At 71.3% G+C, this 22844-nt stretch carries 24 protein-coding genes and 1 pseudogene; 18 read left to right on the top strand and 7 right to left on the bottom strand.

Annotated features, from left to right (window positions below; all coding sequences use genetic code 11):
* Window positions 1–20: 20 nt before the first annotated feature.
* Window positions 21–829, top strand: a pseudogene (locus ABVN73_RS26310) (IS5 family transposase).
* Between the two features lie 9 nt (window positions 830–838).
* On the opposite strand, the gene ABVN73_RS26305 reads toward ABVN73_RS26310, so the two are convergent.
* From ABVN73_RS26305 to ABVN73_RS26295, 3 genes are read right to left on the bottom strand one after another with little or no spacing between them, the layout of a single operon-like run.
* Window positions 839–1348: a periplasmic heavy metal sensor gene (locus ABVN73_RS26305; protein ID WP_353861537.1), complete on the bottom strand. Its 510-nt coding sequence runs from the start codon at window positions 1346–1348 to the stop codon at window positions 839–841.
* The gene (locus ABVN73_RS26300; RefSeq protein WP_353861536.1) at window positions 1345–1776 is read right to left on the bottom strand and encodes a hypothetical protein; all 432 of its coding nucleotides are present in this window, start codon (window positions 1774–1776) and stop codon (window positions 1345–1347) included. Before ABVN73_RS26300 ends, ABVN73_RS26305 begins: the two co-directional genes overlap by 4 nt.
* Window positions 1773–2345, bottom strand: coding sequence for an RNA polymerase sigma factor (locus tag ABVN73_RS26295; RefSeq protein ID WP_353861535.1), 573 nt, complete (start codon window positions 2343–2345; stop codon window positions 1773–1775). Before ABVN73_RS26295 ends, ABVN73_RS26300 begins: the two co-directional genes overlap by 4 nt.
* Before the next feature lie 252 nt (window positions 2346–2597).
* On the opposite strand from ABVN73_RS26295, the gene ABVN73_RS26290 reads away from it, so the two are divergent.
* From ABVN73_RS26290 to ABVN73_RS26270, 5 genes are all read left to right on the top strand, one after another.
* On the top strand, window positions 2598–4658 hold the full coding sequence (locus tag ABVN73_RS26290) for a tetratricopeptide repeat protein (RefSeq protein ID WP_353861534.1): 2061 nt from the start codon (window positions 2598–2600) through the stop codon (window positions 4656–4658).
* Entirely contained in the window at window positions 4565–5236 is a 672-nt protein-coding gene (locus ABVN73_RS26285; RefSeq protein WP_353861533.1) for a hypothetical protein, read from the top strand. Before ABVN73_RS26290 ends, ABVN73_RS26285 begins: the two co-directional genes overlap by 94 nt.
* Window positions 5233–6363: a glycosyltransferase family 9 protein gene (locus ABVN73_RS26280; RefSeq protein WP_353861532.1), complete on the top strand. Its 1131-nt coding sequence runs from the start codon at window positions 5233–5235 to the stop codon at window positions 6361–6363. The genes ABVN73_RS26285 and ABVN73_RS26280 overlap by 4 nt, the downstream gene beginning before the upstream one ends.
* A gap of 207 nt (window positions 6364–6570) precedes the next feature.
* Window positions 6571–6696: a hypothetical protein gene (locus ABVN73_RS26275; RefSeq protein ID WP_353861531.1), complete on the top strand. Its 126-nt coding sequence runs from the start codon at window positions 6571–6573 to the stop codon at window positions 6694–6696.
* A gap of 134 nt (window positions 6697–6830) precedes the next feature.
* The gene (locus ABVN73_RS26270; RefSeq protein WP_353861925.1) at window positions 6831–7535 is read left to right on the top strand and encodes an SDR family oxidoreductase; all 705 of its coding nucleotides are present in this window, start codon (window positions 6831–6833) and stop codon (window positions 7533–7535) included.
* Window positions 7536–7614: 79 nt separating this feature from the next.
* Here ABVN73_RS26270 and dctP read toward each other — a convergent pair whose 3' ends face one another.
* From dctP to ABVN73_RS26255, 3 genes are all read right to left on the bottom strand, one after another.
* Window positions 7615–8646, bottom strand: a complete 1032-nt coding sequence (gene dctP / locus ABVN73_RS26265) for a TRAP transporter substrate-binding protein DctP (protein WP_353861530.1) — start codon at window positions 8644–8646, stop codon at window positions 7615–7617.
* A 131-nt stretch (window positions 8647–8777) separates the two neighbouring features.
* The gene (locus ABVN73_RS26260) at window positions 8778–9980 is read right to left on the bottom strand and encodes an MFS transporter (protein WP_353861529.1); all 1203 of its coding nucleotides are present in this window, start codon (window positions 9978–9980) and stop codon (window positions 8778–8780) included.
* Between the two features lie 53 nt (window positions 9981–10033).
* Window positions 10034–10930 (bottom strand): CoA ester lyase, encoded by an 897-nt coding sequence (locus ABVN73_RS26255; RefSeq protein ID WP_353861528.1) that lies wholly within the window; start codon window positions 10928–10930, stop codon window positions 10034–10036.
* A 135-nt stretch (window positions 10931–11065) separates the two neighbouring features.
* Here ABVN73_RS26255 and ABVN73_RS26250 point away from each other — a divergent pair, with 135 nt between their 5' ends.
* The 10 genes from ABVN73_RS26250 to ABVN73_RS26205 all read left to right on the top strand — a co-directional run bounded on the left by ABVN73_RS26250 (window position 11066) and on the right by ABVN73_RS26205 (window position 20803).
* Window positions 11066–11563, top strand: a complete 498-nt coding sequence (locus tag ABVN73_RS26250) for a MaoC family dehydratase (protein ID WP_094306085.1) — start codon at window positions 11066–11068, stop codon at window positions 11561–11563.
* A gap of 79 nt (window positions 11564–11642) precedes the next feature.
* Complete coding sequence (locus ABVN73_RS26245) at window positions 11643–13049, top strand: MmgE/PrpD family protein (protein ID WP_353861527.1); 1407 nt, start codon at window positions 11643–11645, stop codon at window positions 13047–13049.
* A gap of 22 nt (window positions 13050–13071) precedes the next feature.
* Entirely contained in the window at window positions 13072–14250 is a 1179-nt protein-coding gene (locus tag ABVN73_RS26240; RefSeq protein ID WP_353861526.1) for an acyl-CoA dehydrogenase family protein, read from the top strand.
* A 99-nt stretch (window positions 14251–14349) separates the two neighbouring features.
* Window positions 14350–15540: a CoA transferase gene (locus ABVN73_RS26235; protein WP_353861525.1), complete on the top strand. Its 1191-nt coding sequence runs from the start codon at window positions 14350–14352 to the stop codon at window positions 15538–15540.
* Window positions 15537–16301 (top strand): GntR family transcriptional regulator, encoded by a 765-nt coding sequence (locus ABVN73_RS26230; RefSeq protein ID WP_353861524.1) that lies wholly within the window; start codon window positions 15537–15539, stop codon window positions 16299–16301. Before ABVN73_RS26235 ends, ABVN73_RS26230 begins: the two co-directional genes overlap by 4 nt.
* Before the next feature lie 77 nt (window positions 16302–16378).
* Complete coding sequence (locus ABVN73_RS26225) at window positions 16379–16615, top strand: hypothetical protein (protein WP_353861523.1); 237 nt, start codon at window positions 16379–16381, stop codon at window positions 16613–16615.
* Window positions 16612–18000 carry an amidase gene (locus ABVN73_RS26220; protein ID WP_353861522.1) on the top strand — a complete coding sequence of 463 codons (1389 nt, stop codon included), beginning with the start codon at window positions 16612–16614 and terminating at the stop codon, window positions 17998–18000. The genes ABVN73_RS26225 and ABVN73_RS26220 overlap by 4 nt, the downstream gene beginning before the upstream one ends.
* A 14-nt stretch (window positions 18001–18014) precedes the next feature.
* Entirely contained in the window at window positions 18015–18626 is a 612-nt protein-coding gene (locus ABVN73_RS26215; protein ID WP_353861521.1) for a TRAP transporter small permease, read from the top strand.
* 29 nt (window positions 18627–18655) lie between these two features.
* Entirely contained in the window at window positions 18656–19927 is a 1272-nt protein-coding gene (locus tag ABVN73_RS26210; RefSeq protein ID WP_353861520.1) for a TRAP transporter large permease, read from the top strand.
* Window positions 19928–20023: 96 nt separating this feature from the next.
* Window positions 20024–20803, top strand: a complete 780-nt coding sequence (locus ABVN73_RS26205) for a GntR family transcriptional regulator (protein ID WP_353861519.1) — start codon at window positions 20024–20026, stop codon at window positions 20801–20803.
* Between the two features lie 7 nt (window positions 20804–20810).
* On the opposite strand, the gene ABVN73_RS26200 is transcribed toward ABVN73_RS26205, so the two are convergent.
* Window positions 20811–21146 (bottom strand): metalloregulator ArsR/SmtB family transcription factor, encoded by a 336-nt coding sequence (locus tag ABVN73_RS26200; protein WP_353861518.1) that lies wholly within the window; start codon window positions 21144–21146, stop codon window positions 20811–20813.
* 164 nt (window positions 21147–21310) lie between these two features.
* On the opposite strand from ABVN73_RS26200, the gene arsC reads away from it, so the two are divergent.
* Window positions 21311–21763, top strand: coding sequence for an arsenate reductase (glutaredoxin) (arsC, locus tag ABVN73_RS26195; protein ID WP_353861517.1), 453 nt, complete (start codon window positions 21311–21313; stop codon window positions 21761–21763).
* Window positions 21764–21801: 38 nt separating this feature from the next.
* The gene (gene arsB, locus ABVN73_RS26190; RefSeq protein WP_353861924.1) at window positions 21802–22842 is read left to right on the top strand and encodes an ACR3 family arsenite efflux transporter; all 1041 of its coding nucleotides are present in this window, start codon (window positions 21802–21804) and stop codon (window positions 22840–22842) included.
* Window positions 22843–22844: the final 2 nt, after the last annotated feature.

Here is a 22844-nt window from a genome sequence, read left to right as displayed (position 1 = left end):
CTGTGCCCTGTTGAAGGGGGATGGCACGATCTGAACTGAGCGATGAGCAGCTTGAGCATTTGCTGAAGCTGCTTCCGCCGGAACGCCCGTGGACGGGCCGGCCGGCGCGGGACCTGGAGCGCACCGTGCGGGCGATCCTGTGGGTGAACCGCACCGGCTCGCCCTGGCGCGATCTTCCGGCCGAGTACGGTCCCTGGCAGACGGCGGCCAACCGCTTCTACCGCTGGCGCAAGGCCGGGGTATGGGAGCGCGTGTTGGAACTGGTCCAAGCCGAGGCGGATGAGGCCGGCAAGTTGGACTGGAGCCTGCACCAAGTCGACAGCACGGTGGTCCGCGCCCACCAGCACGCCGCCGGCGCAAAAGGGGGCAGCTGAACCAAGCGCTTGGCCGCTCGCGCGGCGGCTTCTCAACCAAGATCCACCTGCGCGCCGACCGCCACGGCCAACCGCTCGCCTTCGTGCTGAGCCCCGGTCAAGCCGCCGACCAGAGCGCGTTGACGGTGCTGATGGAGGCGGTCGCGGTGCGCCGAGTGGCAGGCGGACGACCGCGGCAAAGACCCGAGCGCGTGGTCGCTGACCGCGCCTACTCCAGCCAAGCCATCCGCCACTACCTGCGTCGGCGCGGGATCGGGGCGGTGATCCCACAGCCCTCCAGCCAGAAGCCCTGTGCTCTGGTGGATTGGGCCGCCTATCGCTCCCGCAACGCCATCGAGCGCCTGATCAACCGCCTCAAACAGTTCCGTCGCATCGCCACCCGATACGAGAAACTCGCCGCCAACTACCTCGCCATGGTCCACATCGCGGCTATCCGGCTATGGCTCAGGGTTTGAGAACAGGGCCTAACGGGGCGGTCCCATCTCCAGCAGCTTGCGGCGTCCCTCCGGCGACAATCGGCCGAGCACCTCGATCACGCGGCTGTCCAGCCGGTCGCGCAGCGCGGCCTCGGTCGCGTGGGCCTTTTCAAGGGCGCGGCGCAGGCCGTCCGGGTCGAAGCTGGGCGCCTGCATGCTGTCGCGAAGGTGACGGCGCATGGAGTCCATGTTCTCCTGCATGCGCTCGACCGTCGCGCGCTCCGCCTCGTAGCCGCTCCGCAGGATCGCCGCGTCGGCGGGAGACAGCCCGTGCTCGGCGCGCTCGACGAAGCGCGCGATCCCCTGGCCGGGATCGGGCGGCGGGGGCGGCGGCAGGAGGTGCAGCGCCTGCGCGGCCAGGATGCCGCCCAGAAGCATGTTCATGGCGAGCGAGCCGACCAGGAGATACCAGGGCCAGCGGCGCGGCGCCGCGGCGCCGGCTCCCGGATGGCGTCCCGATGGCCGGAGGGCGGCGGGACCGCTGACGGGCCGGCTCATCGGATCGCTCCCAGGTAGCTGCTGTTCACCACGACCTCCGCGTAACCGTTCGCCCGGGCGTTCTGCATCGGAAGGACCCCCTGGACGGCGGCCAGGAATCCCGCCATCCCCATGGCCGCGAGGAATCCGGCGGTCGGCCAGAAGCGCATGGGCGGTGCCGACAGGGTCCAGGGGGAGGGGACGCGCTCCACCGGCGGGGCGTCCAGCCGCGCGGCGATGCCGTCCATCGCCCGCCGCACGCTGTCCTCGTCCACCGCCGGAGCGGCGCGGTCGAGCAGGGCGTCCAGCGCCGCGGCGTCGGCCAGGATGGCGCGCGCCTCGGCGGAGCCTTCGAGAAGGGTCAGGGCATCGACGCCGTCCGTCGCGGGCCAGCGGTCGATGTCGCCGCCGTAAAGGTCGGCGAAGCGCTTGAACTCTTTGAGTGTCATTTCTCGTCGCCGTCCTTCTGACGGATCAGGGAGTTGAGACGGGTGCGGACCATCCGCCGCGCCCGGACCAGCAGGCTTTCCATGGCCGAAACCGAGACCTTCAGAACCTCCGATGCTTCCGCGCAGCTCATCTCCTGGTAGTAGCACAGGCTGAGCGCCGCCCGCTGCCGTTCCGGCAAGGCGGCGATCGCCGCGTCCACCGCCGCACCGAGCTGGCGTTCGGCCAGCAGCCCGTCGGCGCCGACGGCCGGGTCGGCCACCTCGACGGCGTCGTTCAGGGGCTGGAAGCTCTTGCGGCGCCGGTAGTCGATCGAGCGGTTGACGACGATCCGGTAGAGCCACGTGGAAAAGCGCGTCCCATCGCCGCGCCAGCGGTCGGCGTGCGTCCAGATCTGCAGGAAGGCGTCCTGCACGATCTCCTCCGCGTCGTTCGCGTTCCCGACCACCCGGTGGGCGAGCGCGAGGCTCCGGCGCAGGTGACGGCGGGTCAGCCGGTCGAAGGCGGCCCGATTCCCCGCGGCCGTCTCGGTCATCAGCGTTTCGTCGTCGTCCTCGTCGATCACCGCCACGCGGCCATCCTTTGCTCCTTCCCGAGCCCCGGCCAGCATCCGGGGCCGTCCGGCCGGCTCCGGGGAGCCTGTTGATGGTGATACGCGGGTGGTCGGGACCTCCTGCGCGGTCCCGATCGAAAATTTGCAGCCGCTCGGTCCGGGCGGCGTCAAGGCATTCGTACCCGTGGTCGCGCGGGCGCGCTACACTGCGCGCCCCGAAGCCCCGTTCCCCTAAAAAACCCCGTCCGCGGGCCAGACACACGGACCGTCATGAGCGCCAGCCGCGATTCATCCCCCGCCTCGCTCCAGGAGACGCTGACGCAGGCCGTCGTCCACCACCAGAACGGACGGCTGGCGGAGGCTCGGCTCCTCTACGAGCGGGTGCTGCGCCGGATCCCGGACCAGAGCGACGCGCTGCATCTGCTGGGCCTGCTCACGGCGCAGACCGGCGATCCGGAACCCGGAATCGCGCTGATCCGCAAGGCCGTGGCGCAGGACGGCGCCCAGCCGGTCTTCCGCCTCAACCTCGGCCGCGTGCTGGAGTCGGCGGGGCGCTGGGCGGAGGCGGCGGAGGCCTACGGTCACGCCGCCCGCCTCGCCCCGCTGGTTCCCGACCATCACCGGCTGGAGGCCGCCGCCCACGGCACGCTGGGCCGGGCGGAGGCCGCGGCGCGGTCCTTCCGCCGCCTGCTGGCGCTGGCGCCGGAGGACGGGGAGGCGGCCAACGCCTTGGCCGACGCGCTGTACGACCTGGGACGGCCCGGCCCGGCGGCGGACTGGTACGGGCGGGCGTCGGCGCTCGCCCCCGGCGCGGTGCTGGCCGTCTACAACCAGGGGGCCGCGCTGCGCGACGCCGGGCGCCCGCGCGACGCGCTCGCCGCCTTCCGCCGCGCCGCCGCCCTGGCGCCGCTGCTGGTCCAGGCGCGGGAGCAGGTGACCGGCCTGTGCCACGCGCTGGGCGACATGGCCGGCGCGGCCGAGGCCGGGCGCCGGCTGATGGCGCTGGAGCCGGGCCACGCCGAGGCTGCGAAGATCCTGGGTGCGGCTCTGGCCGCGGCGGGGCCCTGGCGGGCGGGGGCGGCGTGGCTGGAGCGGGCGGCGGCGCTGGCCCCGGCCCCCGACGCCCTGCTGGTTCTCGGCAACCTGTGGCAGGAGCGGGGGCATCCCGCGGCGGCGCCGCGCTGCTACCGGCGCGCCCTGGCGCTGGCCCCGGAGTCCGCCCCGGCGCTGACCGGGCTGGGCATGGCGCTGTCGGCCCTGGGCGCGATGGAGGAGGCCGCGACCGCCGCCCGCCGCGCCGTCCGCGCCGACCCGGAGGAGGCGGGCCACGCCCTCAACGCCGGGGCCGTCCGGCACCGGGCCAAGCATTCCGAGGCCGCCCAGGCGTGGTTCCGCCGCGCGGTGGTCCTGCAGCCCGACGGCGCCGCCGGCTGGACCAACCTCGGCACCCACGCCATCGAGGCGGGCGCCTTCGACGAGGCGCTGACCCTGCTGGGGCGGGCGTTGGCGCTGCGCACGGCGGAGCGGGAGGCGCTGGCCAGCTCCAACCTGGGGGTCGCGCTGATGGCGCTGGGCCGCCACGGCGAGGCGGTGGCTGCCCTGCGCGCCGCGCTGGACCGCGCGCCGGGGGACGCGGAGGTGCGCTCCAACCTGCTGTTCTGCCTGTGCTTCGCCGAGGAGGCGGAGCTGGGCGCGGTGTTCGAGGAGCATCGGCGGTTCGAGCGCGCCGTGATGCCGGCGCCGCCGGCCGCCCCGCGCCTCGGCGCGGTGGACCGCGATCCGGAGCGCCGTCTGCGCGTCGGTTACCTGTCGCCGGATTTCCAGCGCTACCCGGGGCCGGGCTACCATTTCCTGCTGCCGCTGATCGAAGGCCACGACCGGTCGGCGGTGGAGGTGACCGGCTATTACGCCGACCTGCCGAAGGATGCCGCGACGGCCCGCTTCGCGGCGCTGGCCGACCGCTGGCGCGCCGTCGCGGCGATGCCGGACGACGAGCTGGAGCGGCTGATCCGGGCGGACGGCATCGACGTGCTGGTGGACTGCGGCGGGCACATGTCGCGCAACCGCATGCCGCTGTTCATCCGCCGCCCGGCGCCCGTGCAGGTCAGCCTGCCGCTCTACCCCAACACGACGGGGCTGACGGCGATGGACTACCAGTTCTCCGACCACCGCTTCGCCGGGGCGGGCGCGGACGCCCTGCACGCGGAGAAGCTGATCCGCCTACCGGGCAGCGTGCTGTGCTACCGCCCCGCGGAGTCCGCCGCCGTGCCGCCGGACCGCCCGCCGGTGGAGACGACGGTGTTTTCACCTTCGGCTCCTTCAACAACCTGACGAAGCTGAACGCCTCCACCCTGGCGCTGTGGGGGCGGGTGCTGGCGGCGGTGCCGGAGGCGCGGCTGATGCTGAAATGGCGGGGGCTGTCCGGCGGCGGGGTGGCGCGGCGGGTGCTCGACGCCTTCGCCGCCCACGGGGTGGCGGAGTCGCGGCTGCTGCTGCGCGGCACCGCCCCGGATCCCTACGAGGATTACCGGCGGCTCGATTGCGCGCTGGACCCCGTCTTCGCCAACGGCGGCACGACCACCTGCGACGCGCTGTGGATGGGGGTTCCCGTGCTGTCCATCGCCGGGGAGGCGATGATCTCCCGCTGGGGCGCCACGATGCTCGGCAGCGTCGGGCTGGGCGGGCTGGTGGTGGAGCGCGAGGACGATTATGTGGCGCTCGCCGTCCGGCTGGCCACCGACCGCGCCTTTCTGGAGGCGCAGCGCGCGGACCTGCGCGAGCGGATGGCGCGCTCTCCCCTGATGGACGAGACGGGGTACGTCCGGGCGGTCGAGGCCGGCTACCGCCTGGCGTGGCGGCGCTGGTGCGCCGGCCTGCCGCCCGCCCGCATCGACATGGGCGCGGCATGACGGACGCCGTCTTCGACCTTTCGTCCGCCCGGCGCATCCTGGTGGTGAAGCTGGACGAGGCGGGCGACTTCGTGCTCGCCACGCCCTTCCTGCGCGGGCTGCGGGTCTCGGCGCCGCAGGCGCGCATCGTGCTGGCGGTGCGCCCGGCGGTGGCCGACCTCGCCGCGACCTGCCCGCGCGTCGATGCGGTGGTGGCGCCGCACCCGAAGCCGGGGGGCGGCATCGATCTGCGCGGCGTCACGCCCGGCGGCGCCGCGGCCTTCGCGGAGGCGTTCCGCGCCGGATTCGACCTGACGCTGGTCCCCCGCTACGACTTCGACCGCCACGGCGCCACGGCGCTCGCCGCGAACAGCCGCGCCCGCGCCGTGGTCGGTTTCTCCGAGAGCGTCACGCCCTGGAAGGCGTCGGGCAACGCCGGCTTCGACCGGGCCTACACCCACCGGCTGACGCCGCCGCCCGGCCGCCACGAGGTGGAGCAGAACCTCGCCCTGCTGCGCTTCGCCGGAGGGGTTCCGGACGGCGACGGGGTGGAGTTGTGTCTGACCGCGGAGGACCGGGCGGAGGCCGCCCGCCGGCTGGCCGTGGCGGCGGGGGAGCGGATCATCGCCGTGGCGCCGGGAGCCGCCGCCGCGCGCCGCGAATACCCCGTGGAGCGGCTGGCGGCGGTGGTCGCCGTGGTGGCCATCGCGCTCGGCGCGCGGGTGGCGGTTCTCGGCACGGAGCTGGAGCGCGCGGCGGCAGATCGGATCGCCGCCGCCCTGCCGGGGCGGGTGACCGACCTCACCGGGCGGACCGGCCTGCGCGTGGCGGCGGCGGTGATCGAGCGGACGGTGGGGCTGATCGCCATGGATTCCGGCCCGGCCCATCTGGGGGCCGCCGTGGGCGTGCCGGTCGCCGTCTTCTCCTGCCATCCGGAGGGCGGGGATCCCAATCATTTCCATGCGCCGGAGCGCTTCCGTCCCTGGTGCGAACGGGCGCTGGTGTTGCGGCCCGCGGCGGCGCTCGCGCCCTGCGTGGCGGACAGCTGCACGGCGGCGGAAGCGCATTGCATCGCCTCGATCCCGCCGGAACTGTCGGCGGCGCGCATCCTCGCTTTGTTCGGCGGGGCCGGCGGCGCGCCGTTCTGAGCCGTCCGTCCGTCGGACCCTGTGGCCGATGGGCAACCCCCGGCCGTGCCGATCCGGCGAAGCCCTTTCGGGGTGCCGCTTTCCGGCCTGTGGCGGCGCTGCATCACCCCCCGATATTTCGCGATGCGGAAGCCACGCCCCTGGCACGAACGCCCCCGGAAACCGTATCTTATATGCATTGCAACATCAGCCGGTCCGTGAGGGATCATGAAGTCGTTCTTGTCCTCGCTTCAGCGGGATTGGGAGTCCTGGAGCCCGGTCGAGCGTTTCGTCGCCGTCGGCTTCGTCACGGCGGCTCCGGTCGCGTCGCTGGCTTTCCTCCTCACCCTCTGACCGGCCTTATTCCGGCGCCGTCCTTTCGACGCCCGAAGGCGCGCGCACGCTTCCCTTGGCCCCGTCCTGCATCCGGTGCGATACAGGAGGAGAGAAGGAACGGACGAACCGTTCCGGCAGGAGAGGGATGACGAATCATGGGCGATAAGGTTGCCATCATCACCGCGGGCGGCAGCGGCATGGGCGCCGCGGCGGCGCGGCGCCTCGCGGCGGACGGATTCAAGATCGCGGTGCTGTCCTCCTCCGGCAAGGGCGAGGCTCTGGCCGAGGAACTGGGCGGGATCGGCGTCACCGGCTCGAACCAGTCCGCCGAGGATCTGGAGCGGCTGGTGACCCGGACGATGGAGCGCTGGGGCCGCATCGACGCGCTGGTGAACAGCGCCGGCCATGGCCCGCGCAAGCCGCTTCTGGAGCTGTCCGACGAGGACTGGCACAAGGGGATCGAGGTTTATTTCCTGAACGTCGTCCGCGCCGTCCGGCTGGTCACCCCGGTCATGGTTCGGCAGAAGGGCGGGACGATCATCAACATCTCGACCGCCTGGGCCTTCGAGCCGAGCCCGATGTTCCCGACCTCCGCCGTGGCGCGGGCCGGTCTGGCCTCCTTCACCAAGCTGTTCGCGGACCAGTACGCCCCCGACAATGTGCGGATGAACAACGTGCTGCCCGGCTGGATCGACAGCCTGCCGGCGACGGAGGAGCGGCGCCAGGGCGTGCCGATGGCCCGCTACGGCAAGAGCGAGGAGATCGCGGCGACCGTCGCCTTCCTCGCCTCCGAGGGGGCCGGCTACATCACCGGGCAGAACATCCGGGTGGACGGCGGCCTCATGCGGTCGGTCTGAGCACGCATAAAAAAACGGTGCGGATGGCGCTCCTTCCGGAACGCCGCCCGCACCGCGAGGTGAAGCGAGGGGGATCGCCTCAGCTCTTGTCGCCGACGATGGCCTGATACTGCTTCCAGACCTCAGGGTAGCGCCGGACGTAGTCCTGGTTGACCTTGTTGGCGATCTCGCGGAACTTCGCCTGCTCCGCCTCGGGAGCCACGGCCAGCCGCCCGCCCTGGGCGATCATCTGGTCCATGGTCTTCTTGTCGGCGTCGATGGCGCGCTGCCACTGCTTGGCGATGATCTCGTTGGTGGTCGTCTCCACCACCTGGCGCAGGTCGTCGGGCAGGCCCTTCATCCACTTGTCGTCCACCAGGACGGAGTAGGTGAGCAGGCTCATGCCCGGCACCAGTGAGGCGACCTTGGCGGCGTTGGTGCCGACCATCTCCCAGCCGCCGGCGGAGGTGTAGATGCCGTCGATGGCCCCCTGCATCAGCGCCGCCGCCATTTCGGAGGCGGGCATCGACACCGGGCTGGCCCCGAAGTCGCGCATCAGAAGCTGCAGGACGCGGCCGCCGGTCAGGCGGATCTTGCTGCCCTTCAGGTCCCCGACGGAGGCGACCTCCTTGTCCTTGAACAGGAAGATCAGGTCGGCGGTGCGCATCAGCCCCATGACGCGGATGCCCTTGTCGGCCACCAGCCCGGACAGCAGCTTCGAGACCTCCTTCGCGGTTTCCGGCTTGGACATCGCGGCGTCGGTGACGGCGAAGGGCAGGTTCACCACGCCGTACTGCGGGGCGATGCTCTCAAGCTGCACGCTGACCGGCCAGACCATGTGAACGGCGCCCGACCCGAGGGCGGCGACGGCGTCCTTGTCCTTGTAGAGCGTGCCGGAGTGGAAGACCTTCGGCTTGATGCGGCCCTTCGAGCGCTCCTCGATCAGAGCCGCATACTCGTCCATCATCTTGGCGGTCCAGTGGGACGTCGCGATCTCGTCCGTCATCACCATCTCGACCGGCGCCGCCTGCGCCCGGGCCTGACCCGGCGCCCCGGCGGCCAGCCCGGCCACGGTCATCCCGACCAGCAGCGTCTTCGCCCAAAATGGCCTGAACATCGACGGATTGAACATCGGCTTCCCTCCCAATGGCTGCGTTCGGACGCTTTTGGCCCGCTTGTCCGAACGATCATAGGGGAAAACAGTGGGGAGTGCCAACATTATTGTACGGACAACTCGACGCGATGGGTCGATGACCGCCGCTGTCAGCTCTTGCGGCGCGACCAGAACAGGACGGCCGCCGCCCCTGCCAGCGGGAAGGCCATCATCAGGGCGAAGGTCTCGCCGTAGCTGCCGACCGTGTTGAACAGGGTGGCGAACAGCGCCGGCCCGACGACGACGCCGGAGAAGGTGAACATCAGCGCGCCGCCCGTCGCCGTGCTGGCGGTGCCCTTCGGCGCGACCCGCGCCACCTCCGCCAGGAACACGCCGTTCCAGCCGATGGCGGCGATGCCGAACACCGTCAGAACACCGATCACCGCGGGCACCGGCCAACTTGGCCCCAGACCGGCGGTGGCCAACGCGGCGCTGGCGGACAGCACGCCGATCCCGCCCAGCACCGCCACGCCGGAGCGCAGCCGGTCGGCCAGCAGCCCCCAGCCGATGCGCGCCGCCGCCCCCGCCGCCTGCATCACCGACACGGCCAGCCCGGCCGACACGATGGACCAGTGCAGGTCGTGCACCAGCATGTTCACCGTGAAGGCCATCAGCGACAGCTGGATCGCCGAGAAGAAGAAGCCCATCAGCGCGAAGCCGCGCAGCGCCGGCACCCGCCAGACCAGCCGCGGTCCCTCCATCAGGTTGCCGCGGATCGGCAGGCCGGGGCTGCGGTCGTCGTCCCACACCCGGCGGCCCGGCGCGAAGAGGACCAGCAGCAGCGCGAACATGGCGGCCACCGCCAGCGCCGCCCCGCGCCAGCCGGCGATCTCGCCGATTCCCGGCAGGGTCAGCCCGGCCAGCACGCCGGCCAGCGGCACGCCGGTCTGCTTCAACGAGAAGACCAGATTGCGCCGGGCCGGCGGGGTGAAGCGGTTCAGCAGGTGGGAGGAGGACGGGTTCACCAGCCCGTAGCCGATGCCGAGCAGCACCGACGCCAGCGCCGCCACCCACAGGGAGCCGGTGGCGAGGCCCAGGCAGCCCACCAGACCCAGCCCCAGGGCCAGGACGCCCACCGTGCCGGCGCCCCAGCGGCGGACCACCAGGCCGGCGAAGGCCGACACCAGGGCGGCGGCGCTGTAGATGACGCTGATCTGGTAGCCGACCGCCTCCGACCCCACCCCCAGCGAGGCGGCGGCCAGCGGGGCGACCGTCGCCAGCGTCAGAACCGACAGGGTGGCGACGGTCTGGACGCTGGTCACCTCCGCCAGCAGCAGCGGAAAGGGGGCGGGCGGGGTTTCTTGCGTGGTCATGGGAGTCCGGACAAGTGGCGGTGGCGCGGCGCGCGTGAACGGTCGATTCTGGCCTACAGCATTCCGGCGCGGCGGGCCAATGCCAGGATTCGATGGGACCCCAGCACCAGGGGCCGCTCGACCAGCTTGCCGTCGAGCACGCAGACCCCGCCGCCCGCGGCCTCGAAGGCGGCCAGGACGCGCCCGGCGCGGAGGACCGCCTCCGGCGAGGGGGTGTAGGCGTCGTGGATGGCGGTGATCTGCTTGGGGTGGATGGCCGAACGCGCGGTGAAGCCGTGCAGGACGCTGCGCGCCAACTCCTGGCGGTAGCCTTCCTCGTCGTCCAGCGCGATCCACGGCATGTCCAGCGCGTCCAGCCCGAATCGGGCGGCGGCGTGGACGATTCGCGTGCGGGCCTGCACCAGCGGCTCCCAGGACAGCGGGACTCGCAGTTCCGCCGACAGGTCGGCCCCGCCGAACATCAGGAAGGACAGGCGGGGGGAGGCCGCGGCGATCGCCATGACGTTCTCCAGCCCGTCGGCGCTTTCGATCAGCGCGCCGAGCGCGCCGGGGAGGCCGCGTTCGTCGAGAAGCCCGGCGGCCAGCCGGACGTCCTCGGCCCCGTCCACCTTCGGCAGCAAAATGCCCGCCCAGCGCGGCGCGGCGCCGTCCGGCAGATCGGTCAAAGCGAGGATGTCGAGCAGGCCGGTGCGGCTGCGCACCGAATTGGTTCGAACGAAAATGGCCGGCCCGCCCGCGCCCTCGTGGTCCCGCAGGAAGGCGCCGACGGCGGCGCGGGCGCTGTCCTTGTCACCGGGGGCCACCGCGTCCTCAAGATCGATGATCACCGCGTCGGCGCCGGCGCCCAGGGCCTTGGCGAAACGGTCGGGACGGGCGCCGGGAACGAACAGGTAGGAGCGGCGGACCGGCGATTCCGGCGCCGTTGCCGGGGTTTGCGGATTGTTGGGCATGAAAACGCTTTCCAAGGGTGAGGGGGCGTGTTATTTGTACGTACAACATGCTATCACACGCGCTGAACATGTCACCCTGAAATGATCGGCGCCCCGCATTCACCCCTCCGATCCGCAGACAAGAGACTTCCGCCCATGCCCGATGTTCAGGAACCGCGGACCATCGTCGCCGACCTTGGCCGCTACCTTGAGGATTTCACCGTCGGCGATGTCTACGAGCACCGCCCCGGCCGGACCATCACCGAAGCGGACAACATCCAGTTCAGCCTGCTGACGATGAACCGCCATCCCATGCACTGCGACCACGCCTTCGCCGAGAAGTCGGAGTTCGGCAAGCCGCTGGTCAACAGCGGCCTGACGCTGGCCATGGTGCTGGGCATGACGGTGGACGACGTCTCCTACAAGTCCGTCGCCAACCTCGGCTGGAAGGAGATCAAGCTGGTCGCCCCGGTCTTCCCCGGCGACACGATCTACGCGCGCTCCAAGGTGCTGGACGTCCGCGAATCCAAGAAGCGCCCGACGCAGGGCATCGTGACCACCTACACCGAGGGCTACAAGGCCGACGGCACGGTCTTCGTGACCTTCGAGCGGGCCAGCCTCGTCCCCAAGCGGGGCCACGGCATCGGCGACTGATCCGGGACGATCGATCCGGGGCGACTGATCCGGACAACCCGAAAGCACCGACGGCCTGAAAAGAACAAAGGGAGGAACCATGCCCGCCACCGATCCGACCAGCAACTCGATCGCCGCCACGCTGGCGGCCTTCGTCGCCGACACCCCCGACGACGCCATCCCGGCGGAGGTCCGCACCCGCGCGCCGCACCACATGCTGGACGCCGTGGGCATCGCGCTCGCCTCGACGCGCTATGACTTCGCCCACAAGACGCTGACCGCCCTGCGCGGGCTGGCGGGGGAGGGGCCGGTGCCGGTGATCGGCATGCCCGCCTCGCTGCCGGCGCGCGACGCGGCGACGGTCAACGGCCTGCTCTGCCACGGTCTCGACTTCGACGACACCCACATCGGCGGCGTCATCCACCCGACCGCCAGCGTGATGCCCGCCGTGCTGTCGGCGGCGGCGATGACCGGGGCGGACGGCCGTTCCGTGGTCAGCGCCTATGTGCTGGGCGTCGAGGTGGCGGCCCGGCTCGGCGCGGTGGCGCGCGGCGGCTTCCATCAGGTGGGCTTCCACCCGACGGGCATGATCGGCGTGTTCGGCTGCGCGCTGGCCGCCGGCCGGCTGCTCGGCCTGACCCGCGCGCAGCTGGCCGCCGCCCAGGGCATCGCCCTGTCGATGGCGAGCGGCAGCCTGGAGTTCCTGGAGGACGGCGCCTGGAACAAGCGCCTGCATCCCGGCTGGGCGGCGGCGGCGGGCATCACCGCGGCGGCGCTGGCCCGCGAGGGCTTCACCGGCGTCACCCGCCCCTACGAGGGCCGCTTCGGCCTGTTCAACGCCTATCTCGGCAAGGAGGCCGGGCGCGCCGAGCTGGGCATCGCCACCGCCGGCCTTGGCGAGACGTGGGAGCTGATGGCGACGGCGATCAAGCCCTATCCGGCCTGCCACTTCACCCACGCCTGCGTGGACGCCGCCCTGGAGCTGCGCCGCGACGGCCTCGACCTCGCGCGCATCCGCCGCATCGAGGCGCTGGTGCCCGAGCAGGTGGTCAAGACCGTCTGCGAGCCGGAGGCCAACAAGAAGCGGCCCTCCAATTCCTACGACGCGCAGTTCAGCGTGCCCTTCCTGGTCGCCGCCGCGCTGGTGCGCGGGCGCCTGACCCTGGCGGAGCTGGAGAACGACGCGCTGGGCGACGCGGCGATCCTCGACATCGCGTCGAAGGTGTCCTACCGCCACGACCCCGACTCGCCCTTCCCCAAGGCCTATTCGGGCGAGCTGGTCATCACGCTCGACGACGGGCGGGAGCTGCGCCACCGCGAGCACATCAACCGCGGCGCCGCCGATCGTCCGCTGTCCAACGCCGAGATCGTGGACAAGTACCGCGGCAACGCCGCCATGGCCGTGAACGAGACCGCCGCGTCGCGCATTGCCGACGCTGTCCTCGGCCTCGACGCCAGCCCGCGCGCGGCGGACTCGCTGTCCGTGCTGTCGCCGTCCGTCCGCTGACCATTAATCCGGGAAACACGCCATGAGCGACACCACCGCCAGCATGACCGATGCGGAACGCGACGAGCAGGAGCGCCTGATCCTCGACAGCGTGGACCGCTTCCTCGACCGCCACGTCCGTCCGGTCGCCCTGAAGCTGGAGCATGACGACGCCTACCCCGACGAGATCGTCGAGCGGATGAAGGAGCTGGGCCTGTTCGGGGCGACGATCCCCGAGGAGTATGGCGGGCTGGGCCTGCGCCCCTCCACCTACGCCAAGATGATCGAGCGCATCTCCTCGGTGTGGATGTCGCTGTCCGGCATCATCAACTCCCACCTCATCATGGCCTTCATCGTCACCAAGACGGGGACGGAGGAGCAGAAGGCCGCCTTCCTGCCGCGCTTCGCCACTGGCGAGCTGCGCGGCGGCCTCGCTTTGACCGAGCCGGACTGCGGCACCGACCTCCAGGCCATCCGCACGGTGGCCAAGCGCGACGGCGACGACTACGTCATCAACGGCTCGAAGACCTGGATCACCAACGGCATCCAGGGAAGCTGCTTCGCCCTGCTGGTCAAGACCGACCCGACGGCGCAGCCCCGCCACAAGGGCATGACGATGTTCCTGGCCGAGAAGGGGCCGGGCTTCCAGGTCAGCCGCAAGCTGGAGAAGCTGGGCTACAAGGGCATCGATTCCGCCGAGCTGGTCTTCGAGGACTACCGCGTCCCGGCCGACCGGCTGATCGGCGGGGTCGAGGGCCGCGGCATGGCCTGCGCCATCTCCGGCCTGGAGCTGGGCCGCGTCAACGTGGCGGCGCGCGGCGTCGGCGTCGCCCAGGCGGCGCTGGACGAATCCGTCAAGTACAGCCAGCAGCGCAAGACCTTCGGCAAGCCGATCCACGAGCATCAGGCCGTGGCGATGAAGCTGGCCGACATGGCGACCCGCGTCTCGGCGGCGCGGCTGCTCGTCCAGCAGGCGGCCAAGGCGCTCGACCGCGGCGAGCGCTGCGACTACGAGGCCGGCATGGCCAAGCTCTTCGCCTCCGAGGCGGCGGTGGAAAATTCCCTGGACGCCATGCGCATCCACGGCGGCTACGGCTACTCCAAGGAGTTCGTGGTGGAGCGGCTCTACCGCGACGCCCCCCTGCTGTGCATCGGCGAGGGCACCAACGAGATCCAGCGCATCATCATCGCCAAGCGGCTGATCGAGCAGAATCCGGTGTGAGGACAAAAGCCCTCCCCTGCGAAGCGGGGGAGGGTTGGGTGGGGGCCCAGCGCAACCACTCCCCACACACCCCGCACACCCCCATCAGGGAGACACCGCGTGCTACCCCTCGAAGGCGTCACCGTCATCGCCGTGGAGCAATACGGCGCCGGCCCGTTCGGCACCATGCTGCTGGCCGATCTCGGGGCTGAAGTCATCAAGGTCGAGAATCCCGCCGAGGGCGGCGAGGTCGGCCGCCATGTCGGCCCCCATTTCTTCGGCCCCGGCAACAGCCACTTCTACCAGTCCTTCAACCGCAACAAGCGCAGCATCACCCTCAACCTGAAGCACCCCGAGGGCATGGCGGTGCTGCACGAGCTGGTGCGCCACGCCGACGCCGTTTTGGACAACCTGCGCGGCGACCTGCCGGACAAGCTGGGGCTGACCTACGAGCATCTGAAGGCGGTCAACCCGAAGATCGTCTGCGCCCACCTGTCCGCCTACGGGCGCACGGGGCCGCGGCGGGCCTGGCCGGGCTACGACTATCTGATGCAGGCGGAGGCCGGCTACCTGTCGGTGACCGGCGAGCCGGACGGCCCGCCCGCCCGCTTCGGCATGTCGGTGGTCGACATGATGACCGGCCTGATGACCGCCTTCGGCCTCGTCTCCGGCGTGGTCGGGGCGCGGGCCAGCGGCAAGGGCTCGGACGTGGACGTCAGCCTGTTCGACACGGCGCTGCACAACATGACCTACCTCGCCACCTGGTACCTCAACGGCGGCCACAACCAGGGGCGGGAGCCGCGCTCCGCGCACCCCTCGCTGACCCCGTCGCAGCTCTACCGGACGCGCGACGGCTGGCTGTTCGTGATGTGCAACAAGGAGAAGTTCTGGCCGGTCTTCTGCGACAAGATCGGCAAGCCGGAATGGGGGAACGACCCACGCTTCCGCAGCTTCAAGGACCGGCTCGCCAACCGCGAACAGCTCACCGTCCTGCTGGACGAGGTGCTCGGCCAGCGCGACACGGCGGAGTGGGTGGAGATCCTCGGCGGCGCCGTTCCCGCCGCCCCGGTCCTCGACATCGCGCAATCGCTGGAGAACCCCTTCGTCCGCGACAGCGACCGGGTGGCCGACTTCGTCTATCCGGACGGGTCCAGCGGGGTGCGGATGCTGACCGGGCCGGTGCGCATCGGCGGCGAGACGCTGCCCACCCGCACCGCCCCGGCGCTGGGCGCCGACACCGAGGAGGTGCTGGGCCGCATCGGCATCGGGCCGGAGCGGATCGCCGCGCTGCGCGAGCAGGGGGCGCTGTGAAGACCGCCGTTCGCCCGGCCTCCGTCCGCCCGTCCGCCGCGGAGGGGCCGCGTTTCCAGGAAATCCTGGAGGCGCTGCGCGCCGACATCTCGGACGGGCGGGTCGGGGTCGGCGAACGGCTGCCGACCGAGCAGGAGCTGTGCCTGCGCTTCTCCGCCAGCCGCTACACGGTGCGGGAGGCGTTGCGCCGGCTCCAGGATCTCGGCCTGATCGCGCGCCGCCAGGGCTCGGGGTCGGTGGTGACCGCCGCCCGGCCCGACGGGCGGTTCCACAACACGCTGTCCAGCCTCGCGGAGATCGGGCAGTACGCCTCCTCCACCCGGCTGGAGGTGCTAGCGGTGGAGAAGATCCTGGTGGAGGGGCGGACGGCGGAGCTTCTGCGCTCCCAGCCGGACACGCCCTGGGTCCGGGTGGTGGCGTTGCGCCGCCAGCCGGGGGAGCGGACTCCGCTCTGCTACACCGAGGTGTTCCTGCCGGCCGCCTTCGACGACGTGGCCCAGGCCATCGGCACCTTTCCGGTCGCGGTCTACGCGGTGCTGGAAAGCCGCTATGGCCTGCGCATCGAGGAGGTCGTGCAATCCATCGAGGCGACCTCGGCGGACGCCAACCTGGCGTCCCGCCTGTCGGTGGAGGTCGGCACCCCGATCCTAGTGGTGATCCGCCATTATCTGGACGCCGAAGGAAACGCGCTGGAGGTGGCGGTCAGCAGCCACGCGGCCGGACGATACCGCTATGAGATGACGCTGCAACGATCCGGGTAAGGGGACCATACAAGGCCCTGCCCGCGGTGAACGGCCGGAAGAGCCGCGCGGGGACAGCACCGGAAGGGAGGGAAGGAATGACGGAAAACCTCATCGGGGATGCCGCCGCCTGCGCGCGGACCCTGGCCAGGATTCAGGAGGTGACCCTGGACGACGCGGACGCCGCCCTGTGCGGGCGCCTGCTGGCCGCCGTGCCGGGCATCCTGGCGGCGGCGCATCCCGGCGGGTCGCTGTTCGACGTGCCGCTGGGCGCCCACGCCGCGCTGGCGGCCGGAACCGGTGCCGCCGGAACCAGTGCCGGGGAGCGGGCATGACCGATCCCACATCGCTGACCCTGACGGAGGCCGCGAGGGCGGTCCGCGACGGCGCGCTGCGGGCGGAGGCCCTGGCCGACGCCTGCCTCGACCGCATCGCCCGGCTGAATCCGACGCTCAACGCCGTCCTGTCGGTCGAGCCGGAGGAGGCGCTGGCCGCCGCCCGCGCCGCCGACGCGGAGGCGCGGGCCGGGCGGCTGCGCGGGCCGCTGCACGGCGTGCCGCTGGCCCACAAGGACATGTTCTACCGCGCCGGCAAGCGCTGCACCTGCGGTTCCCCGACGATCCGCGGCGGCTTCCGCCCGGAGCGGACGGCCACGGTGCTGGAGCGGCTGGACGCGGCGGGGGCGGTGACGCTCGGCACGCTGCACATGGCCGAATTCGCCATGGGGCCGACCGGGCACAACGCCCATCTCGGGCGCTGCCGCAACCCCTGGGACCCCAACCGCATCACCGGCGGCTCCTCCTCCGGCTCCGGGGCGGCGGTGGCGGCGCGGTTGGCCTTCGGCTCGCTGGGGTCGGACACCGGCGGGTCGGTGCGGCTTCCGGCGGCGCTGTGCGGCGTGGTCGGGCTGAAGCCGACGCAGGGGGCGACGCCGATGGACGGCGTGATGCCGCTGTCGGACAGCCTGGACTGCGTCGGCCCGCTCGCCCGCAGCGCGGAGGACGCGGCGACGCTGTTCTCGCTGATCACCGGGCGGACGGACGCCGTGGACGGCCTCGGCCAGGGGGTCGAGGGGCTGCGGCTGGGCATCCCGCGGCAGTTCTATTACGACGGCCTCGACCCCGCCGTGGCCGCCGCGCTGGAGCAGGCGCGGGCAGTGCTGGAGCGCGCCGGCGCCCGCGTCGTGGAGGTGGACATCCCCGACCACGAGCCCTACGGCGACCTCGCCAACCTCGTCTTCACGCCGGAGGCGGCGGCCGTCCACGCGCCCTGGCTGCGCGAGCGTCCGCAGGACTACGGCCCGCAGGTGCGCGCGCGGCTTCTGCAGGGGCTGATGGTGCCGGCGGCCTCCTACCTCCAGGCGAAGCAGCTTCGCGCGCTTCATCTCCGGGCGATGATCGACGGCCCCTTCGCCCGGTGCGACGCGCTGTTCGTCGCCGCCCTGCGCGGCCGCGTGCCGACCGCCGCCCAGACCGACGTGGGCGCCGGGCCGGCGATGGCCGCGGTGGTCGCCGGGGTGGCGGCGCTGACCCGTCCGGTCTCCTACCTCGGTCTGCCGGCGCTCGTCACGCCCGCCGGCTTCGATCCGGACGGGATGCCCATCGCCATGCAGCTCATTGGCCGCCCGCAGGCGGAGTCCACGCTGCTGCGCATCGCCGACGCCTACGAGCGCGCCACCGGCTGGCTGAGCCGCGTCCCCCAGACCCAGGTCTTCTCGTGAAGGGAGTTCCACCCATGCCGGGAACCGATACATTGACGTCCGCGGCGACCTCCGCGGCCCCGCACAACCAGGCGACGTCGCCCGCGGCGGACGCCGCCTCGTCGCCGGGCCGCGGCCTGCCGGGCTGGTGGAGCTTCATCGAGGACCGCATCCTTCTGAACGTCGCCACGATCCTGATGATGGCGGCCATCGGCTTCATGTTCTACGAGGCGTCCAGCCGCTCCCTCCTGTCGGAAAGCCACTGGTGGGCGGAGGAGCTGGTCCGCTTCCTGGTGGTGTGGAGCGTCCTGCTGTCGCTGGGAGTCGGCACGCGGCACGGCCACTACATCCGCATGGACCTGCTGCTGAACATGATGCCGCACCGGGTGCGGCTGGCCTTCGCCTGGTTGAACAGCCTGATCGGGCTGGCCTTCAGCGTGCTTCTGGTGATCGCCGGCGTGCAGGAGGTCGCTCACCTCCAGGCCATCGGCATGTTCACGGAATCCAACCTCGACCTGCCGCTCTGGACGGTCCGGCTGGTGCTGCCGCTGGGCGGGGTGCTCTACGGCTTCGCCTTCGTCGGCAACATCATCCTGCTGCTGCGCGGCCACGATCCCGATCCGCCCGTCGAGGGCGAGAATCTCTGAACGACGGCTGAAAAAGGGGAGGAAACACCATGACCACCATCGTAGCCGTCGTCAGCCTGCTGTTCTTCGTGGCCGCGGGCGTGCACATCGCGCTGGCGCTGGGCGTCATCGCGGTCGGCCTGCTGACCTTCAACTTCAACATCCCGGTCGTCCTGGTCGCGCAGATGGCCTGGGATTCCGTGGACAAATACGCGCTGGTCTGCATCCCGTTCTTCATCTTCGCCGGCAACCTGATGTCGCGCGGCAACCTCGCCCTGGTCATCCTGGAGCTGGTCGGGACGATCATCCGCTACTTCCGCGGCGGCATCGCCCTGGCGCTGGCCATGTCCAGCGTGTTCTTCGCCGCGGTCAACGGCTCGTCGGTGGCCTGCGCCGTGGCGCTCGGCCCGGCGGCGGTGAAGCTGATGCCGAGGGAGGGCTACCCGCCCCGCTTCGCCGCCTCGCTGGTCGCGGTCTGCGGCACGCTGGGCCTGATGATCCCGCCGTCGCTGACCTTCATCCTGATCGGCTCCATCGTCGGCCTGCCGATCACCGACCTGTTCATCGCCGGCATCGTGCCCGGCCTGTTCGAGGCGTTCCTGCTCGGCCTCACCACGCTGATCGTCAGCCGGGTCAAGGGCTACGGCCATGTCGGCGAGCGCCCGGACTGGAAGGGCTTCGGCCGGCGCCTGCCGGGTGCCGCCGGGGCGCTGATGATGCCGGTGCTCATCATCGGCACGATCTACATGGGCTGGTTCACTCCGACCGAGGTGTCGGCCCTGGCCGCCATCTACGCGGTCGTCCTGGTGACAATGGTCTACCGCACGGCCAACCTCGCCGCGGTGTGGGAGACGGCGCGGGAGTCGGTCCTCCAGACGGTGATGATCTACGGCGTGCTGCTCGGCTCCGGCCTGCTGACCGCGGTGCTGACCCGCCTCGGCCTGTCCGCCGAGCTGACCGCGATGCTCAAGGAGGCGCAGGTCTCCCCCTTCGAGTTCCTGCTGGCGGTCAATCTGCTGCTGCTCGTCATCGGGATGTTCCTGGACGGCGTGTCGATGATCGTGCTGCTGGCGCCGATCCTGTTCCCGATGGCCCAGGCGGTGGGGGTGAACCCGATCCACTTCGCCGTCATCATGACCGCGCTGGTGGAGGTGGCGACCCTGACGCCGCCGGTCGGCCTGAACCTGTTCGTGATGAGCCGCATCACCAAGATGCCGCTCCATTCCATCGTGAAGGGGGTGCTGCCCTTCTACGGGATGCGGGTGGTTGCGCTGATCGCCATCAACGCCTTCCCGGCCCTGTCGCTGGTCCTGCTGACGTAAGCGGACGGTCCCGCGCGGGAGTTGTCGTGCGCCGGCCCGTACGCCGGTTGCATCGGCGCCCCGCCTCGTCCATCTTCCGGCATCATGAGGGATGCGATGTCGGACGAAGCGGACAGCCTGAAGGAAAACAGCGGCACGGACGGCGCGGCGGAGCGGGGGGAGACTCCGCTCTACCAGGAGATCGTCCGCAGCCTGCTGGAGGAGATCGACGCCGGCGCCTACGCCGTCGGCGACCGCCTGCCGACCGAGCAGGAACTGTGCAGCCGCTTCGCCGTCAGCCGACACACGGTCCGCGAGGCGCTGCGCCGGCTTCAGGAGATGGGCTACATCCTGCGCCGCCAGGGATCGGGTTCGGTCCTGGCGGCGCGCCGCGCCGACGGGCGCTTCGTCAACTCCATCAGTTCCCTGGACGAGCTGGTCCAGTACGCCACCTCGACCCGGCTGGAAATCCTCTCGGTGGACCGCATCATCGTGGAGGAGGAGCTGGCGGGCCGGCTGGGCTGCCGCCCGGACACGCAGTGGTTCCGCGTCAGCGCGCTGCGCCGCACCCGCGAGACGTCGGAGCCCTTCTCCTACGTGGAGGTCTACATCGACGCCGCCTTCTCCGACGTGGTGCGCAATCTGGATGTGGTGCAGTACGCCATCTACACGGTGCTTGAGCAGCGCTACGGCGTTCGCATCGCCGAGGTGATGCAGGACATCGAGGCCGCCCCGGCCAGCCTGAACGTCGCCTCGCGCCTGCATGTCCCGCCGCAGTCGCCGATCCTCGTCATCACCCGGCGCTATTTCACCGATGACGGGCGTCTGGTGGAGATCGCGGTGAACACCCACCCCGGTGCCGGCTTCCGCTACACCATGTCGCTGCAGCGGCGCTGACCGCGCCTCAGTCGCTTTCGGGCGCGCAGCCGCCGGGACGCGGCCGGCAGAGATCCGCGTTTCCCTGGCAGCAATTCTCGGTCAGAAAGCCGAGCAGCGCCTGGAAGCGCCCGACATCGACGCTGTAGATGATCAGCCGCCCCTGGCGGCGCGACGCGACGAGCCCGGCGTTGCTCAATTGCGAGAGATGAAAGGACAGGGTCGCCGGGGCGAGGCCCAGCCGCTCCGCCAGCACGCCCGCGGGCAGCCCGTCCGGACCCTGCTGCACCAGTTCCCGGAACGCGGCCAGCCGGTGCTCCTGCGCCAGCGCTCCCAGCCCGGCGATGACATCCTTGACGTTCATGGGGCGCAGCCTAACGGACGGGCACCCCACCGGCAAGCGCGCCGCCGGCCACACGGGGGCGGCCACACGGGGGCGGTGGATCGGCCGGCCCGGCGAATCCACGTTTCTATATTTCGACAAGTATGGAAATATAGGGGCCCCAGCAGCCTCGGCGGACAGTTCCCATGACAGCGGTCACCATCTACCACAACCCGGATTGCGGCACCTCGCGCAACACGCTGGCGATGATCCGCAACAGCGGCGTCGAGCCGGTCGTCGTCGAGTATCTGAAGACGCCGCCGGGACGCGACGCGCTTGCCGACCTCATCCGCCGCATGGGCGTGCCGGTGCGCGCCGTGCTGCGCGAGAAGGGCACCCCCTACGCGGCGCTTGGCCTGGACGATCCGGCGCTCGATGACGAACGGCTTCTCGACGCCATGGTCGCCCACCCCATTCTCATCAACCGGCCGATCGTCGTGACGCCGCTCGGCGTGCGGCTGTGCCGCCCGTCCGAATTGGTCCTGGACATCCTTCCCGACCCGCAGCGCGGGGCCTTCGCCAAGGAGGACGGCGAGGCGGTGGTGGACGGCGCCGGGCAGCGCATCGGCCAGGTTCGCCGGGAGGATGGCCCGGCATGACCGCTGACGTCCATCGGGAGCCGGCTCCCCGTCCGGCAATGGGCCTGTTCGAGCGCTACCTCAGCGTCTGGGTGGTCCTGTGCATCGTCGCGGGCATCGCGCTCGGCTCCGTGGCGCCGGGCCTGTTCCGGGCGATCGCGGCGGCGGAGCTGGCCCGGGTCAACCTGCCGGTGGCGGCGCTGATCTGGCTGATGATCGTGCCGATGCTGCTGAAGATCGACCTCGGCGCGCTGGGGCGGGTGAAGGAGCATTGGCGCGGCGTCGGCGTGACGCTTCTCATCAACTGGGCGGTCAAGCCCTTCTCGATGGCGCTGCTCGGCAGCCTGTTCATCGGCCATCTGTTCGCGCCGCTGCTGCCGCAGGAGCAGATCCCGTCCTACATCGCCGGGCTGATCCTGCTGGCCGCCGCGCCCTGCACGGCCATGGTCTTCGTCTGGTCCAACCTGTGCGAGGGGGAGCCGCACTACACACTGAGCCAGGTGGCGCTGAACGACCTCATCATGGTCTTCGCCTTCGCGCCGCTGGTCGGCCTGCTGCTCGGCGTCGCGTCGATCACCGTGCCGTGGGGCACGCTGCTGCTGTCGGTGCTGCTCTACATCGTCATCCCCGTGGCGGCGGCCCAGCTGTGGCGGCGCGGGCTTCTGGCGTCGGGCGGGGAGGGGGCGCTGACGCGGACGCTGGGCGTGATGCAGCCGCTGTCGCTTCTTGCCCTGCTGACCACGCTGGTCCTGCTGTTCGGCTTCCAGGGCGAGCAGATCCTGGCGCAGCCGCTGGTCATCCTGCTGCTGGCCGTGCCGATCCTGATCCAGGTCTATCTCAACGCGGGATTGGCTTACTGGCTGTCGCGCCGGTTCGGCGTGGCCTGGTGCGTGGCCGCTCCGGCGGCGCTGATCGGGGCGTCGAACTTCTTCGAGCTGGCGGTGGCCGCCGCCATCAGCCTGTTCGGTCTGGGGTCCGGCGCCGCGCTGGCCACCGTGGTCGGCGTGCTGGTGGAGGTGCCGGTGATGCTGTCGGTGGTCCGGATCGTGAAGCGGACCCGCGGCTGGTACGAGCGCGGCGCGGCCGCCGGGCAGGGCTGACG

The sequence above is a fragment of the Azospirillum formosense genome, assembly GCF_040500525.1.
GTDB classification, from domain to species: Bacteria; Pseudomonadota; Alphaproteobacteria; order Azospirillales; family Azospirillaceae; genus Azospirillum; species Azospirillum formosense_A.
Note: the sequence above shows the minus strand (reverse complement) of the source record. Positions and strands in the feature narration are given on the sequence as shown.

Excerpts from the sequence above, each read along its gene's own strand:
- ABVN73_RS26305 (WP_353861537.1), bottom strand. The coding sequence starts at position 1,348 with ATGAGCCGGCCCGTCAGCGGTCCCGCCGCCCTCCGGCCATCGGGACGC.
- ABVN73_RS26300 (WP_353861536.1), bottom strand. The coding sequence starts at position 1,776 with ATGACACTCAAAGAGTTCAAGCGCTTCGCCGACCTTTACGGCGGCGAC.
- ABVN73_RS26290 (WP_353861534.1), top strand. The coding sequence starts at position 2,598 with ATGAGCGCCAGCCGCGATTCATCCCCCGCCTCGCTCCAGGAGACGCTG.
- ABVN73_RS26280 (WP_353861532.1), top strand. The coding sequence starts at position 5,233 with ATGACGGACGCCGTCTTCGACCTTTCGTCCGCCCGGCGCATCCTGGTG.
- ABVN73_RS26275 (WP_353861531.1), top strand. The coding sequence starts at position 6,571 with ATGAAGTCGTTCTTGTCCTCGCTTCAGCGGGATTGGGAGTCCTGGAGC.
- dctP (WP_353861530.1), bottom strand. The coding sequence starts at position 8,646 with ATGTTCAATCCGTCGATGTTCAGGCCATTTTGGGCGAAGACGCTGCTG.
- ABVN73_RS26260 (WP_353861529.1), bottom strand. The coding sequence starts at position 9,980 with ATGACCACGCAAGAAACCCCGCCCGCCCCCTTTCCGCTGCTGCTGGCG.
- ABVN73_RS26255 (WP_353861528.1), bottom strand. The coding sequence starts at position 10,930 with ATGCCCAACAATCCGCAAACCCCGGCAACGGCGCCGGAATCGCCGGTC.
- ABVN73_RS26250 (WP_094306085.1), top strand. The coding sequence starts at position 11,066 with ATGCCCGATGTTCAGGAACCGCGGACCATCGTCGCCGACCTTGGCCGC.
- ABVN73_RS26245 (WP_353861527.1), top strand. The coding sequence starts at position 11,643 with ATGCCCGCCACCGATCCGACCAGCAACTCGATCGCCGCCACGCTGGCG.
- ABVN73_RS26240 (WP_353861526.1), top strand. The coding sequence starts at position 13,072 with ATGAGCGACACCACCGCCAGCATGACCGATGCGGAACGCGACGAGCAG.
- ABVN73_RS26225 (WP_353861523.1), top strand. The coding sequence starts at position 16,379 with ATGACGGAAAACCTCATCGGGGATGCCGCCGCCTGCGCGCGGACCCTG.
- ABVN73_RS26220 (WP_353861522.1), top strand. The coding sequence starts at position 16,612 with ATGACCGATCCCACATCGCTGACCCTGACGGAGGCCGCGAGGGCGGTC.
- ABVN73_RS26215 (WP_353861521.1), top strand. The coding sequence starts at position 18,015 with ATGCCGGGAACCGATACATTGACGTCCGCGGCGACCTCCGCGGCCCCG.
- ABVN73_RS26210 (WP_353861520.1), top strand. The coding sequence starts at position 18,656 with ATGACCACCATCGTAGCCGTCGTCAGCCTGCTGTTCTTCGTGGCCGCG.
- ABVN73_RS26205 (WP_353861519.1), top strand. The coding sequence starts at position 20,024 with ATGTCGGACGAAGCGGACAGCCTGAAGGAAAACAGCGGCACGGACGGC.
- ABVN73_RS26200 (WP_353861518.1), bottom strand. The coding sequence starts at position 21,146 with ATGAACGTCAAGGATGTCATCGCCGGGCTGGGAGCGCTGGCGCAGGAG.
- arsC (WP_353861517.1), top strand. The coding sequence starts at position 21,311 with ATGACAGCGGTCACCATCTACCACAACCCGGATTGCGGCACCTCGCGC.
- arsB (WP_353861924.1), top strand. The coding sequence starts at position 21,802 with ATGGGCCTGTTCGAGCGCTACCTCAGCGTCTGGGTGGTCCTGTGCATC.